Raw genomic sequence first — 15,359 nt, forward strand, 5'->3', positions numbered from 1 at the left:
AGGTGCCGTGCTTGGCGGTTTGGCTGAGCCAAAGCCGCCAGGCACGCGCCGAAACTCCAAAATTTTTAGGAATTTATCATGGCGTCAGTTGAGATATCCGGGCTTCGAAAACTGTATGGCAGCGTGGTCGCGCTTTCGGACATTAATGTTTCCATTCCAAGCGGCACATTTTACACCCTGCTGGGCCCATCCGGCTGCGGCAAGACCACGTTGTTACGCACGATTGCTGGATTTCACAGCCAATCAGCTGGCGACATATCAGTGGATGGACGCTCCATTGGGCATTTGCCTGCCCACCAAAGAGATGTGGCCATGGTGTTCCAGGACTATGCGGTTTTCCCCCATCTCAGCGTCCGTGACAACATCGCTTTCGGCCTCAAGCAAAGACGCATCGAGGCAAACGAAATTCGGCAGCGGGTTGATCAGGTTATGGAGGTCGTTCAGCTCGGAAAATTTGCCGGCCGCATGCCTCATGAACTGTCTGGTGGCCAGCAGCAGAGAGTTGGCCTTGCTCGTGCAATTGTTGTGCGGCCGAAAGTGCTTTTGATGGATGAACCGCTGTCCAACCTCGACGCGAAACTCAGGGTCGATCTGCGTGCGGAACTCAGACGCATTCAGCAGGACCTAGGTGTCACGACAATCTACGTGACACATGATCAGGAAGAAGCCCTTGCGCTTTCAGATGTTGTCTGTGTCATGGAAGGTGGCGTCATTCAGCAGGCGGCTTCTCCGCTTGATGTGTATTTGCGGCCAGCCAATCGGTTTGTCGCGTCCTTTGTTGGCTCCAACAATTTCATCGATGTCGAGCGCTCCGGTGCCGAGGCTGCCCTGAAATGCGGGAGCGAACAGATCCTGCTGGATCTGCCAAATCAGCATTCCGGTGATGTTGTGTGTGCGATCCGACCTGAAGACATAACTGTCATTCCAGGCAAACAGGGGTCCGCAACCGATCAATCTGAAATTTCAATCCCGGTCCGTATCAAAGAGGTAAGTTTCATTGGCCGGGAAATGGAAGTTTTTGGAACTACGGAGCAAGGTGAGATCCTTAAGTCCGTAAGCCGATCAGATCCAAGCGTAATTGATCTACCACTCGACAGTGAGGCGCAATTTCGCATTGAGCGCCACAACCTTTCTTTTTTTGAGAAAGAAGCTCTCGGGGGCCGGATCGGATGAATTTGTCTCTGTCGCGTCAAAGACTCGATTTCTGGACAGTCGTCACGATCGCGATCATCGTGATGCTGTCGCTTCTCCTTATCCTGCCAATTTTGCGTGTCCTTTTGCTGGGATTCATTGATCCGGATACGGGGCAATTCACGCTCGGCAATTTCATCGAGGTTTTCACGCGGAACTACTACGTCAACGGCCTGAAAAATACACTGTTCGTAGGTGTCCTTGGAACAATTGGCGCGTGCCTGATCGGCGTCCCCTTGGCGTTCTTTACCACCAGGTTCATCGTCAAAGGCAAAGCACTGATCTCGACGCTTGCCATCCTGGTGCTGGTGTCTCCGCCGTTCATAGGCGCCTATGCCTGGATCATGATCCTGGGATCCAACGGCGTCGTTACCAACTTTTTTGGCAATTTCGGACTGGATGTTCCCACGATTTATGGTGCTCATGGCATCATTCTGGTTTTTTCTCTCAAGTTCTTCCCGTTCATTTTCTTGATGACACAGACGGCGCTCAACGCCGTAAACAAATCGCTTGAGGACGCTGCGGAAAATCTCGGCTGCAGCCCCTGGCAGCGGTTTTACAAGATCACGCTTCCCCTGGTGTTTCCGGCTGTGAGCACCGGAGCAATTATCTGCTTCGTCCTGGCCATAGCGGACTTTGGCACACCCGCCATACTTGGGCGGGGATTTAGAACCCTGTCGACCATTGCATTGTCGGCTTACCGGTCTGAGCTCGGAGGCCCGCCAACCATGGCGGTGACCGTTTCAATCTTGATGATGGCAATTTCAATGTTGGCCCTGCTGGCTCAACGCCGGATTCTATCCAAACGGCGCTATGCAAGTTCCCTGACCAACCTTCCCGTGCCAGTGAGGCTCAAAGGCTGGAAGAACGCTCTTGTTCATGTCTTGAGCCATGGCATCGTCATCCTGGCGATGATCCCATCAGCGGTCGTGGTCTATACGTCGTTCCTTAAAACCAATGGCCCTGTCTTTGTCGGTGGCTTTGGTCTTGAGAGCTATCAACGCATCTGGCGAGATGCCCCCGAGGCGATAACGAACAGCTTTTTGTTCGCGATTACTGCAGTGGTCTTCATTACAATCGCATCCGGTCTGATCAGTTACGTCATCGTGCGACGGGAGACCAGGGCGGCGGCGTCAATCGATTTCCTGATGATGGTTCCCTATCTCGTGCCAGGCGTCGTCATGGCAATTGGCTTTGTCACCGTCTTCCGCAATGGATTTCCTGACGTATTCAGCGCCGCCACCTTGCTGATCATGATCTATTTCATCCGCCGGCTTCCCTACGGTGTTCGGTCCACGACGTCCAGCTTGCGACAAATAAAGCCTTCTCTGGAAGAAGCGGCTGTCAATCTGGGAGCAACCCCGCTCGGCGCGTTCATGAAAGTGACTGTGCCGCTCATTCTTCCAGGTATCATCGTCGGCTCACTTATGAGTTTCATCACAGCTATCAACGAGCTTTCATCCACCCTGATCATCTACGATTCAGGGACGATTACGATGCCTGTTCAGGTCTATGTGGCTGTTCTTGACGGCGAATTCGGCATTGCGGCTGCTTTGTCCACCATCCTACTGCTCAGCACCGGCGTCTGTGTTTACGCAGTCTTCCGGTTCACTGAAAACCGTGACTCCGCGTTTCTCTAAGGTTTTCCATGAATATTGAAGTATTTTCACGCTGCAAATACCGCGACAATGATCGTCCCGGAGACGATGTTCCGCTTGTGTTGCCCGGTGTCTGTCTTGGCGTCTTCGATGGGGCAACGGATGTTCGCGGCAACGTTATCGCCGGAGTTCCCGCAGCCCGGTTGGCCGCACTCACCGCCGCAGAGGTGGTTTCAGAGCTGTTCTTAGACCGCAAGAACAGAGAGCTGCCGGCAAGGCAGCTCGTGGACCGGATTTGCGAAATGTATGCGGAGAAACTGGAACCGTTCGACCTGCCTCAGTTGCCTGCGACGACGCTGTCGCTGGCGATTGATTGCGGTGACCAATGGAGGCTCTTTTGTCTTGGCGACAGTGGAATCCGTCTCAACGCGGATACCATATTGAGGCACTCAAAACTGATCGATGATGTCGCAACACATGCTCGAGTGGCGCTGTTCAAACACCTGAGAGACGGTGGATCTGATCCTGAGACAACAGAATTGACCGCTCGCCGTGGAATTTTCCTGGGTTTGTCGGCGGCCGTTAGAGATGGCGTCCTGTCAGAAACGGCAGCTGACGAGATTATCCATGACACGATCCGCTCACTGGATCTTGCTGCAGAAGCTGATGCGGTGCGCGATTTCTTGAAGTCCGGAATCTGTAAGCAGGGCATGTTTGCCAATGTTGAAGGAAGTGCGCTCTGTTACGACGTGCTGGCGAACGGCAGCCCAAAACTTGGCGACTGGATAGACGAGCGAATTCCCAAATCTGAAATTCACACTATTGAAGTCTTCAGTGATGGCTATGCAACCTTGCCTTCCATACCGACAATTGCCGCTTGGGAAGAGGAATTTGAACGGGCGGAAGAGCTGGACTTTCATCGAATTTGTGATCTTGCGACCGTCAAAGGTGGCACAAAATCGGAATTTTTCGACGACAGAACTGTCGTTATTGCAGACTGCAATGTTGGTTGAGGTGCGCCTGCTGAACAGTTCACCCGGAGCGGGAGCCAGAGGTGACACTCCGACTAGTTGAGGCAGGCTTTGAAGACTGCCCGATCGGCGCAGTTTCGTTCAGCCCTTCTGATTTCGTGTGCGGATGACCCGCCTACAGGAATGCAGAGAAAAGCGTCAACAACACGATAGCAGATTGAAGTATTTGGCCGAGAGAAGCCTTGGCTCGTTCGAAAGGCGACGGTGACTAAGATGTTAACCGCCCGTTAAGCATTTTTAGACAAGACGGTGTAATTGCGAATTCCATGTTGACAGTTGAGCGAATTCAGCAAGTTCATCTTGTCATCTGGTCGCATGTATCGGCAAATATTCCTAGTCGTGTAAGCAGCAGGTGAAACATACAATATCTGCTGCCACTAAGACTGGAGGAAGCAGCATGATGCGGCGTCCAATGAAGTCGACATGCAACGGGCCGACATTTTCACGCAACCTGCTTTTGGCGACAGCTACTTTCAGTTTGGCGCTGGTTGGTGAGCCAAAAACAGTCCTGTCTCAAACCGTAGTGCCGCCAAGTTCCGGACCGTGTACCGTTTCAGGCACAAGCGCAACTTGTACCGGCGACGTTTCCAGCGGCATTGATGCCAATTCTCCTCTGACGTCTTTAACAGTTGAAAATGTCACCCAGGATATTGCGCCTGCTTCGGGTGTGGACGGCATCGAGTTTGAGAGTTCCGTTGCCCAAGACATCACAATCAATAGCGATACCGGATCGTTCTCAATTACGGCAACGGGCGGAGCGAACGGTATTGATGCCCGGCTCGGCACCTTCAGTGCCCGGGTCGATGGAGACATCAGCGTTACGTCCAATGGCAACGTTACCGGAGATCGGGATGGCATAAACACGGACCATTTCGGCGAGGGTACCCTCAGCGTTACGTCGACGGGCAACATCACGGCGGGCAGCGGGAATGGCATCGACGCGAGCCATGAAGGCGAGGGCGATACCACTGTCACGTCCAAAGGCAACATTGATGCGGATAATGACGGTATCAACGCGTTCAACCGCAACAGCGGCAGTGTTTTTGTAACGTCAACCGGAAATATCACCGCCCGCACGGACATTGGCATTGATGCCACGGCCGGTTCAGGCGAGCAGGCGACGGTTACATCTACGGGAAACATTACGGCGGAAGACGAGGGCATCGAGGCCTCGGCAAGGCTCAATGTTACCGTGAACTCAACGGGGAACATTGTCTCAAGCACCGAAGACGGTATCGAAGCTGAAACAAGTCAACTTGTAGGCACGACTGGAACAACCAGCGTGACCTCGGTCGGCAATATCACCGCTGAGGAAGATGGCATCACAGCGGAAGCTGAAAGGGGAACGGTCGTCGTCAATTCCACCGGCGACATTGCGGCGTCGACGGGCCATGGGGTTCAGTCCATCATAGGTTCTTCGGGTTCGAGCACTGTCAACTTGAACAGTGGGACAGTTCAAGGGGGAACCGGTTCTGGCAGCGGGGTTTCGCTGGAAAGTGTGTCTGGTGTTTCAAGCACGCTCAACAACGCGGCGACACTTTCTGCGCAATCAGGCCTTGCCGTTTCCGGCCAGGATGGCGACGACACGGTCAACAATACCGGCACAATCACTGGCAATGTGACCCTTGGTGCGGGAACCAACAGCTTCAACAACCAGTCGGGAGGAACATTCAATTCCGGGTCGACTGTTACGCTGGGTTCTGGCAACACCCTGACCAATGCCGGTAACCTGTCACCTGGTGGGGAATCGACCGTTGGCACGACCACTATCACCGGGAACCTTATTCAGACCAGCGCCGGTACCATGACAATAACAGTCGATACGACTGCAGGTTCTGCTGATCGTCTCAATGTGTCTGGAACGGCGACACTCGATGGATCGATTTCTCCGCATGTAATAAACCAATCGAGAGACGCTGTTTCTGTAACAATACTGTCTGCGACCGGTGGAACAACGAACTCCGGTGCCAGTCTTGCCGAAGTCAGTCCGGCATTTCAGGCAGGCCTTTCATTTCCAAACGCCAACGATGTCGTCCTGACCACTTCAATCGATTTTTCGGCCGGAGCCGGCAACGAAAATCAGCGCAGCATAGGCAATCGACTGAATGCCGCTTTCGATGCGGGACAGGGCGGTCTGCAACCTATCCTGAATGCCCTGTTGAACAACGTATCGAGCACCGGTGCTTATGAGGACGCGCTCGATCAGCTTTCGGCGGAAGTATTCCTAAGCACCCAAACGGCTTCTCTTTTCGCGGCAAACAACTTTTCAAACCTCTTGTTTTCCTGCGACGTGGCAGGAGAGGGTCTGAGCGCCATCAACCAGGGCCAATGCGTTTGGGTCCAGCCCCGGGGTCGATTTACCCGGCAAGACAATGATGGCCAGTCAATCGGCTATGACGAGAATGCAGGCGGCATTGCCGGTGGTGCCCAGGTGTCATTTGCACCCAACTGGTTCGCGGGAGTTGGGCTTGGTTACGAAAGTGCTTCACTGAACACAGATTCCAATGCGGACAGCACGAGCAATCGCTTCAGCGCCGGCGTTTCTGTCAAATACCAGAACGGTCCGCTCTTGTTGTCGACTGCGATAAGCGGTGGAATTGACGATTATGATACAGACCGAACCGTCAATTTCGGTGGGCTCAACTTGGTCGCCACGTCCGGACACAGGGTTTCCCACGTCGCAGGAAAGATACGGGCTGCGTATTTGTTTGAACACGGGACCTGGTTCGCCAAACCGCAGCTCGACATCGGTTTCACATATCTTCATCGAGGCAGTGTAACGGAACGCGGTGGAGGGGCGGCCAATCTGAGTGTTTCCGGCAGTTCCGACACGTACTATTCCATCACGCCCTCAGTGGAGTTGGGGAATGAGATCAACCTGTCTGAGGGAGGCGTCCTAAGGCCTTTCGTACGTGCGGGTGTCAGCTTCTATCCAGACGATGACAGCAGCTTGTCTGCCGATTTTCTAAATGCTCCTGCGGGCGTCGGTTCGTTCACCAATTCGTCGGATTTCGGAAATGTGTTTGCCGATGTTTCCGTAGGCGCGACAGCCCTGTTTGAAAATGGCGCGGCCCTGAAACTCTCGTATGAAGGGGCACTGTCCTCAGATACGCAGCAACACGGGTTCCTGCTCAAAGGCAGCTTGGCTTTCTAAAGATTATGAGACGGAAACCAGCTCCGTTCCGACGCAAACACGATGCGTGAACACAACGTTCTGGACCAGCACTCACACGTAACCCTTATGCCAGTCCGGCAATGGCGCTGGCGAAGTCTTTGGCGGAGAATGGTTCCAGATCGGCGACACCCTCGCCAACACCGATGAAATGTACAGGCATGCCGTATTTTGCCGCAATGGCCACAAGAATTCCACCGCGTGCCGTTCCATCCAGTTTGGTCATGACAAGGCCCGTCACTCCGGCGACTTTACCGAAGATTTCAACTTGATTGAGCGCGTTCTGACCGGTGGTGGCATCCAGTGTGAGCAGAACCGTGTGCGGCGCGTCCGGATCGTGTTTCTTGATGACGCGGATGACCTTTTCAAGCTCATCCATCAGTTCCGCCTTGTTCTGAAGACGTCCTGCGGTGTCGATTAAAAGAACGTCTGCCTGCTTTTCTTTCGCTTCCTGCATGGCGTCGAAGGCCAGACCTGCTGCATCGGCACCGGTGTCGCGGGCCACGACTTCAGCGCCGGTGCGCTGACCCCAGATTTTCAACTGCTCAACAGCGGCAGCCCGAAACGTGTCTCCTGCAGCCAGAATGACTTTCTTGCCGCCCGCTCTCAGTTGCTGTGACAGTTTGCCGATCGTGGTTGTCTTACCGGTGCCATTGACACCAACCATCAGAACAACGTGAGGCGATTTTCCAGTTTCAAGGTCAAGCGGTTTGGCGACGGGTTCCAGTACCTTCTCCACTTCTTCAGAGAGGATGGCCCTGACTTCCTCAGGCGAAATTTCCTTGTTGTAACGTCCATCAGACAACCGGTCGGTGATTGCCATTGCGGTATCAACGCCAAGGTCCGCCTGGATCAGAATGTCTTCAAGTTCCTCCAGCATGGAGGCGTCCAACTTGCGCTTGGTGAAGATGGAGGCAATGCCTTCGGTCAGCGAAGAGGACGAACGTGAAAGACCGCTTTTGAGACGCTGGAACCAGGATAGCTTCGGTTCTTCCGATGGTGTTGGCGGTGCGATCTCAGGATCGGACTCAGCATCAAGCGAAACATCCGTCGGCAGTATATCCTGCATCGACGGTGTTGAGGATGGGACCGAGGACATTGTCCGCCCGAGGTTCTGAGCAGCATCCAGGGGCATGGGTTGTGGCGGCACATTCAAGGCTGCGACTGGCTGGACTTCCATCTCGACGTCAACAGTCGGGTCAACTTCGCTTGTTGCATCGGAGAGGGGTTCTGCAACGGGTGTCTCAGCCGAGGCTTCGGCCTGGTCTTCAGAAGGCTCCTTGCCGCCGAACAGCCGTCCAAGAAATCCGCGCTTTTTCTCGCTCATGAAACCGCCTTAAAACTGCTGTCGCTGCTTATGCCGCTTTGGAAAGGGCTTCGCCCAGAAGATGTCGACCGGTATGACCGATTATTCTGGTTTCGACAATCTCTCCCGCCATACCGCCTGCCAGTTCCACCTGAGTGAATTGCTCGGTGCGGCCAAGCCCTTCCTTTTCGACAAGGACGGGCCTGGTCTTGCCGACCTCTGAAGTCAGATGTGTGATCAGGGCGTCGGCACCTTTGGCGCGCAAGCGCGCACCCCGTTCCTTGACAATATTGCGCGGCAATTGCGGCATGCGGGCCGCAGGCGTTCCAGGTCGCGGTGAAAACGGGAAAACGTGAAGATGCGTCAAACCGCATTCGTCGACGATTTTCAACGAGTTTTCGAACATTGCCTCGGTTTCTGTTGGAAACCCGGCAATGATGTCTGCACCGAAAACCACATCCGGCCGCACATGCCTGACTTCCTCACAAAAGCGGATGGTGTCTTCGCGAAGGTGGCGCCTTTTCATCCGTTTCAAGATCATGTCGTCGCCTGCCTGCAGCGACAAGTGAAAATGCGGCATCAGCCGTTCGTCTTCACCGATCACCCGCATCAAATCCTCGTCGGCCTCGATGCTGTCAATGGACGACAGACGCAGGCGTTTGAGAGCGGGCACCATTTTCAGGATCTTGGCCGTCAGCGTGCCGAGTTTCGGAGTGCCCGGCAAGTCTGCGCCATAGGAGGTGATATCGACACCGGTCAGGACAATCTCGTTGTAGCCATTCGATACGAGGCGCTTGATCTGATCAATCACGACGCCCATCGGCACGGAGCGTGAATTGCCGCGGCCATAGGGAATAATACAAAACGTGCACCGGTGGTCGCATCCGTTCTGGACCTGAACAAAGGCGCGCGCGCGGCCTGTAAGGCCGTCGATCAGGTGGCCCGCCGTTTCTTCGACACTCATGATGTCGTTGACGCGTACCCGCTCGGAACCTGAAATACCGAACGCGGCAACGTCTTGATAGGATTTGCGTTCCAGCTTTTCCGTATTGCCGAGGACAAGATCCACTTCCTCCATTTCGGAGAAGGTTTCGGTTTCGGTCTGCGCGGCGCATCCGGTAACAATCACGCGGGCGTTCGGGTTGTCGCGCTTGGCCTTTCGAACGGCCTGCCGTGCCTGCCGTACAGCTTCGTTCGTGACAGCGCACGTGTTGATCAGAATCGCGTCTTTGAGGCCAGAAGCCTCCGCCTCACGTTTCATCACTTCCGACTCGTAGGAATTGAGGCGGCAACCAAAAGTCACGACGTCAATGCTCATGAGGCCGCCTCCGCCTCCGTCGAAGCGTCGCCGGCTCCAGTCTTGCGCCAGGTGAGTGTTTCAAAATCGACTTCACCTTCGAATTCCACTTCGGTCAGGCCGGTCATGAGGACGTGTTCGTCGCTCTCCCGCCATTCAATGCCGATCGGTCCACCGGGAAGATGAATGGTGGTTTTGCGACCGGTCTTGCCATCGCGTGCGGCAGCAACGCCAACCGCACAGGCGGCGGTGCCGCAGGCGAGCGTCAGGCCGACGCCACGCTCCCACACCTTTACCCGGATCTGATCCTCATCGAAGATATGTGCCAGAGAGATGTTGGCGCCCTCGGGAAAAATCGGATGTTGTTCCAAAAGCGGGCCGAACCGCTCCAACTCATATCCTTCTACATCGTCGACCCAGAAGATCGCATGCGGATTGCCCATGCTGACAGCTGCCGGTGTGTGCAGGACCGGATCGTCGATCGGTCCGATCTGCAGCTCAATCGCGCGCGTGTCGGCAAATTCCTCGGCAAGCGGGATCTGATCCCACTCAAAGCGCGGTTTCCCCATGTCGACTGTAACGGTACGCGGACCCTCGGCATCAAAGGCATGCAGCAGCCCGGCCGCCGTCTCGATCGTTACCAGGTCCTTGCCGGCTTCTTCCATGAGAAGACGGCCAATGCAGCGTGTGGCGTTGCCGCAGGCGGACACCTCGCCACCGTTCTGATTGTGAATGCGCATGAATGCATCAACGCCAAATGAGGACCGCTCAACGGTGATCATCTGATCGAAGCCAATACCGGTTTCCCGGTCGCCAAGACGTGCGACGACTTCCGGGGACAAGCGCAAGGGATCTACCCGTGCGTCCCAGACCACGAAATCATTGCCAAGGCCATTCATCTTCAAAAAGGGTCTGGTTTCAGACGCCATACCGAGTGCACTTCGAAGGTTTGAGTGGGGTTACGCCTGACGTTTCCGTCAGACAGTTGCTCTTATATGGCTGAAAACACCGTAAATTACCAGTGGCACGCCTCTGGAAGCAGCTATGCATTTGGCCGGCCGGCCTTCGTGTCGCTGGTGTCAGAGGTGCTGCGCGCTGAAGGTGTCGCAAACTTCAAGCTGGCCGGATTGAAAGCCTTTGCGAAACCAGCGGACACGCTGTGCCGAGGTTCCGTGGTTGAAACTTTCTGGCACCACATATCCTTGGGCCTGCCGTTGCAGCGTGTCGTCACCAATGCGGCTGGCCGCGTTCAACGCTTCCTCGATGTCACCATCTTCGACGAAACCGCGCTGCCTGGCAGCAAAGTGAGCCCAGATGCCCGCATAACAGTCAGCCTGAAGTTCAACCCGCACCGACAACGCATTGCCTTCCGCCTTGCTCAAGGTTTTGCGAACCTTGTGGAATTCCGGCAATACGCCCAGTACGTTTTGAATATGATGGCCGACTTCATGGGCAAGGACATAGGCCTGGGCGAAGTCTCCAGGTGCGTTCAGCTGGTTGGCCAAGCGTTGATAAAAGGAAAGGTCGATATAGTGCTTGTCATCCGCGCTGCAGTAAAACGGTCCCGTTGCAGCGCTTGCAAATCCACATGCCGACGAGACGGAACCGGAGAACAGAACAAGGGTCGGTTCAGGATAGCTGCCACCATGACCTTCAAATATACGTCCCCAGGTTTCCTCCGTGTCGGCGAGCACGACTGAAACAAATTGAGCAGTTTCGCCGTCCGCAGGCCTGCTCGGTGCCTGGCTCGGGTAAGACGGTGTTTCGAATCCTCCGCCACCATCCAGCTGCGACAGAAGTGTGAGCGGATTGATGCCCATCAACCAGGCAATTCCGACGACGACAAGTATGCCGGTGACACCCAAGCCACCACCGGTTCGCATTCTGCGTCCACCGGTCGATCTTGCCCGCCGCCGGCCGCTGCGACCACGTCTGTCATCAATGTTGCTGCTGCCGCGTCGGCCTTTCCATCGCATGGCACGTCATACCTTGTCTGAGTATCCGCTCCCGATATACCAGATCGATCCATGTGGTTGTCATGCATTAGTCCGAATGACAGCTTTTTCGGTGGCCGGAAAGATGATCCACTCTAAAGTGGCGGTCAGATCGTCAATGCCTGCAACAGATAAATGGAAGTTCAATGACCCGGTCGGAGCCGCTTGATGGAACATATGACTATATCATCATTGGTGCCGGGACGGCCGGATGTGTGCTTGCAAACCGTCTGAGCGAAGATCCGTCGGTTCGGGTTCTCCTTCTGGAAGCCGGCGGATCGGACAGTTACCATTGGGTCCAGATCCCGGTGGGATATCTTTACTGCATCGGCAACCCGCGCACAGACTGGATGATGAAGACGGCCGCCGAGCCCGGACTGAACGGCCGCAGCCTCTTCTACCCGCGCGGCAAGGTTCTTGGCGGATGTTCCTCGGTAAACGGCATGATCTACATGCGCGGCCAGGCTGCCGACTATGACCACTGGCGGCAGCTGGGAAACGTCGGCTGGTCCTGGGAGGACGTTCTACCGTATTTCTTGAAATCGGAGGACCATCATGCTGGTTCCACCGGGCTGCATGGGGCGGGCGGTGAGTGGAAGGTATCCAAGCAGCGGGTCAGTTGGGACATCCTTCATGCCGTGCAAACTGGTGCTCGGGAATTCGGCATCGAACCACGCAGCGATTTCAATGACGGCAACAATGAGGGCAGTGGTTTTTTTGAAGTGAATCAGAAGAACGGCGTGCGTTGGAACACTGCGCGCGGGTTTTTGAAGCCGGCTTTGAAACGATCAAATCTGAGGCTGATCACACACGCCGAAACAAAGAACCTCATACTTGATGGCAAACGGGTCAAAGGCGTCCGGTTTCAACACAAAGGACGTTCTCTAGAGGCTGTTGCAGAACGTGAGGTTCTGCTTGCCGCAGGTGCGATCAACTCGCCCAAGATCATGGAGCTATCCGGGATCGGCTCGGGACGGGTCTTGAAAGACCTGGGGATTGACGTTCTTCACGAGCGGACCGGCATTGGTGAAAACCTTCAGGACCATTTGCAAATCCGGACGGTCTACAAGGTCAAGAACGTCAAAACGTTGAATACGCTTGCGAACAGCCTGTTCGGAAAGGCAAAAATAGCATTGCAATACGCACTCACTCAATCGGGTCCGATGTCTATGGCGCCCAGCCAGTTCGGCATTTTTACAAAGTCGGATCCGGCTCTGGATACTCCCGATCTTGAGTATCACGTGCAGCCGCTTTCGACGGACAAATTGGGAGATCCGCTTCATCCCTTCCCGGCGATCACAATGTCGGTCTGCAATCTCAGACCTGAAAGTGTCGGCTCCGTTCATATCAGAAGCAAAGAACTCGCCGACCAGCCAGATATCCGGCTCAATTATCTATCGAGCCAAAGAGACAAGGACGTTGCCTTGAAATCCGTGCGTCAGGCGCGTCAGATCATGACTGCAAAGGCACTGGAAATCTATCAGCCGCAAGAAATTCTTCCCGGTCCCGAAGTCGCCGATGATGCAACATTGCTGGAAAAGATAGGTGATATCGGAACGACGATATTTCACCCGGTGGGAACCTGCCGGATGGGCAGCGACGAGGCGAGTGTCGTTGATCCGCAGCTTCGGGTGCGCGGTCTTGAGGGATTGCGCGTGATTGACGCGTCGATCATGCCGAAAATCGTCTCTGGCAATACTGCATCACCGGTGATCATGATCGCCGAAAAGGCCGCCGATATGATCCGTTCTTGAGACATTCTACGCGTCTGAATCACAAAGAATTTTGATCGTTCCCTTCAGCGCTCTTCCTGTCTCGCGACGGCTGTTGGGGCCATATATTTTTCCCGCTCGGAAGCCATTGCTTTCTGCCATTCTGCTCTCAGCAAATCCATACGCTGGGGGATCCTGTCCGGCAGTACATTCGCGGCGTTGATCCGCTCTGTTCGAAAGTATCGGAATGCCGACCTGAGCTCGCACCACGCGGCAATGATCCGGCCGGCGTCCCGATAGCCGAGAAGCAATGGCCAGATGGTTCGTTCGGATGTTGAGCCCTTGTCATCGCGATAGGAGATCCAGATCTTGTTGCGATTGCGGATCGCCGTCCGAATTCTGGATGAATCCAGGCCTTCCTTGGGTGGTTCGACAGGCGCAACATTGGTCGAGGGCGCGTCAAAAAACGTTTCTGAACCTGAGGGCGCTATTGCCTCAAGTTTGGATATGAGATTGGCAGCAGCATTTGCCAGTTCAGGCTCTCCACGCGTGGCGACCCATTGAGCTCCCAGAACAGCGGCCTCAATCTCGTCCGGGGTCAGCATAAGAGGCGGCATGTGAAACCCGGGTTCGAGCACATAACCGATCCCGGCTTCGCCGTGGATCGGGACGTTTTGCGCCATAAGCGCAGCAATATCGCGATAGACGGTTCTTTTCGAGACCTCGAGTTGTTCTCCGATGACCTCAGCGGAGATGGGCTGCCGTGACCGCCTGAGCACTTCGATCAGTTCGAACAAACGGTCCCCGCGCCTCATCACGATGTCCCTTCAAACAATGTCTGACATGCTGACATGATGCTGACAATACGTTGGCAGCAGCCGGATGTTAAGTCTTGGCATCGCTTCAATGTCAGAAGGAAATTGCTATGGAAATCAAAGGAAGCTGTTGTTGTGGCGCCGTTCAATTCGTCATTGATGAACGGCCGACCATGATGGGCAAATGCCACTGCTCAAGATGCCGTAAACTGGGGACTTCGACTATGGTGTTTGTAAAACGCGAGCAGTTCAGGCTTGTCAGCGGTGCGGACGACATTCAAACCGTCGAACCAGAGCCGCCCTACAAATATGTCCGGTCTTATTGCCGGTCTTGCGGGACATCCTTGGGAGAACCGCTCTCCAAGGATGATACGTTCCCCATCAACGCGCATTGCCTTGATGATGATCCCGGCATTCGCACTTCATTTCACGAATTTGTCGCTGAAAAACCAGAATGGGCACCAGGGCCTCAAGACGAAAAAGCCTAGTGCCTATCGGCGCTTAAAGAGATCGAGTTGCTTGCATCAGGCGACCAGTTCACCTCGGTCCATAGCAGCGAGTGTGTGTTCCAGCCCATTTTCAATATGCTGTGTCAGCAAGGATTTTGCTTTTTCAGCATCGCGTGCAATCGCGGCTTCAAACATGTCACGATGTTCCTGGACCGCCGCTTCGCCGCGATTTGTCAGGACGATCATCTGATATCGCAGGTACTTGTCATAGAGTATGGAATGCAAGGCAAGCAGGTTTTCGGAATTGCAGGCCTGGATCATCGCGAGATGGAATTCCCAGTCGTATCTTTTCCAGATCTCTTTTTTTGAGGTGTCACCGTCAAGCATCTTCTGTTCCATAAGATGCAGCTTGTGATGCGCGGAGACCAGGTTTCCTTCCCAATCAGTGTCGCCGTTTTCAAGCGACAGTTCCAAGGCGTGGCACTCAAGCAAGACACGCAAATGAGTGATTTCCTTCAAATCGGTCACGGAGACCGGTTTAACCAGGAAACCCCTCTGAGCCGGGGCTTCAACGAAACCTTCGCTGGCAAGCCTGTTAAGCGTTTCACGCAGTGTTGACAGACTCGTCTTGTAGACCGCCTTCAACGCATCGAGTTTGAGTTTCGCACCCGGCTTCAATGCGCCGAAAATGATGTCACGCTTGATACGCTGATACGTGGTTGATCCGACAGTGTTTGCCGTTTCACTCATCGCATTTCACCCTGACCCTCCGAATTGTCAGGCATTTACCACTT

Annotated in this window: 12 protein-coding genes; 6 read left to right on the forward strand and 6 right to left on the reverse strand. The window is 54.7% G+C overall.

Features of this window, described 5'->3' with window-relative positions:
• Positions 1-78: 78 nt before the first annotated feature.
• The 4 genes from K1718_RS03125 to K1718_RS27585 all read left to right on the forward strand — a co-directional run bounded on the left by K1718_RS03125 (position 79) and on the right by K1718_RS27585 (position 6,974).
• Entirely contained in the window at positions 79-1,173 is a 1,095-nt protein-coding gene (locus K1718_RS03125; protein WP_265679781.1) for an ABC transporter ATP-binding protein, read from the forward strand.
• Complete coding sequence (locus K1718_RS03130) at positions 1,170-2,831, forward strand: ABC transporter permease (protein WP_152499362.1); 1,662 nt, start codon at positions 1,170-1,172, stop codon at positions 2,829-2,831. The genes K1718_RS03125 and K1718_RS03130 overlap by 4 nt, the downstream gene beginning before the upstream one ends.
• Before the next feature lie 8 nt (positions 2,832-2,839).
• Positions 2,840-3,802: a hypothetical protein gene (locus K1718_RS03135; protein WP_152499363.1), complete on the forward strand. Its 963-nt coding sequence runs from the start codon at positions 2,840-2,842 to the stop codon at positions 3,800-3,802.
• 415 nt (positions 3,803-4,217) lie between these two features.
• Entirely contained in the window at positions 4,218-6,974 is a 2,757-nt protein-coding gene (locus K1718_RS27585) for an autotransporter outer membrane beta-barrel domain-containing protein (protein ID WP_265679780.1), read from the forward strand.
• Between the two features lie 85 nt (positions 6,975-7,059).
• On the opposite strand, the gene ftsY is transcribed toward K1718_RS27585, so the two are convergent.
• From ftsY to ypfJ, 4 genes are all read right to left on the reverse strand, one after another.
• Entirely contained in the window at positions 7,060-8,319 is a 1,260-nt protein-coding gene (gene ftsY / locus K1718_RS03145) for a signal recognition particle-docking protein FtsY (RefSeq protein WP_265679779.1), read from the reverse strand.
• Between the two features lie 28 nt (positions 8,320-8,347).
• Positions 8,348-9,616 carry a tRNA (N(6)-L-threonylcarbamoyladenosine(37)-C(2))-methylthiotransferase MtaB gene (mtaB, locus tag K1718_RS03150; protein ID WP_265679778.1) on the reverse strand — a complete coding sequence of 423 codons (1,269 nt, stop codon included), beginning with the start codon at positions 9,614-9,616 and terminating at the stop codon, positions 8,348-8,350.
• Entirely contained in the window at positions 9,613-10,524 is a 912-nt protein-coding gene (gene dapF, locus K1718_RS03155) for a diaminopimelate epimerase (protein ID WP_265679777.1), read from the reverse strand. The genes mtaB and dapF overlap by 4 nt, the downstream gene beginning before the upstream one ends.
• Positions 10,525-10,674: 150 nt before the next feature.
• Positions 10,675-11,571, reverse strand: coding sequence for a KPN_02809 family neutral zinc metallopeptidase (gene ypfJ / locus K1718_RS03160; protein ID WP_265679776.1), 897 nt, complete (start codon positions 11,569-11,571; stop codon positions 10,675-10,677).
• A gap of 164 nt (positions 11,572-11,735) precedes the next feature.
• On the opposite strand from ypfJ, the gene K1718_RS03165 reads away from it, so the two are divergent.
• Positions 11,736-13,343, forward strand: coding sequence for a GMC family oxidoreductase (locus tag K1718_RS03165; RefSeq protein ID WP_265679775.1), 1,608 nt, complete (start codon positions 11,736-11,738; stop codon positions 13,341-13,343).
• A 44-nt stretch (positions 13,344-13,387) separates the two neighbouring features.
• On the opposite strand, the gene K1718_RS03170 is transcribed toward K1718_RS03165, so the two are convergent.
• Complete coding sequence (locus tag K1718_RS03170) at positions 13,388-14,116, reverse strand: helix-turn-helix transcriptional regulator (protein WP_265679774.1); 729 nt, start codon at positions 14,114-14,116, stop codon at positions 13,388-13,390.
• Between the two features lie 176 nt (positions 14,117-14,292).
• On the opposite strand from K1718_RS03170, the gene K1718_RS03175 reads away from it, so the two are divergent.
• The gene (locus K1718_RS03175) at positions 14,293-14,604 is read left to right on the forward strand and encodes a GFA family protein (protein ID WP_209006958.1); all 312 of its coding nucleotides are present in this window, start codon (positions 14,293-14,295) and stop codon (positions 14,602-14,604) included.
• A gap of 36 nt (positions 14,605-14,640) precedes the next feature.
• Here the strand turns inward: K1718_RS03175 and K1718_RS03180 are convergent, their stop codons facing one another.
• Complete coding sequence (locus K1718_RS03180; protein WP_152499371.1) at positions 14,641-15,315, reverse strand: GntR family transcriptional regulator; 675 nt, start codon at positions 15,313-15,315, stop codon at positions 14,641-14,643.
• Positions 15,316-15,359 lie beyond the last annotated feature (44 nt).

The organism is Roseibium porphyridii, assembly GCF_026191725.2.
Classification (GTDB): domain Bacteria; phylum Pseudomonadota; class Alphaproteobacteria; order Rhizobiales; family Stappiaceae; genus Roseibium; species Roseibium porphyridii.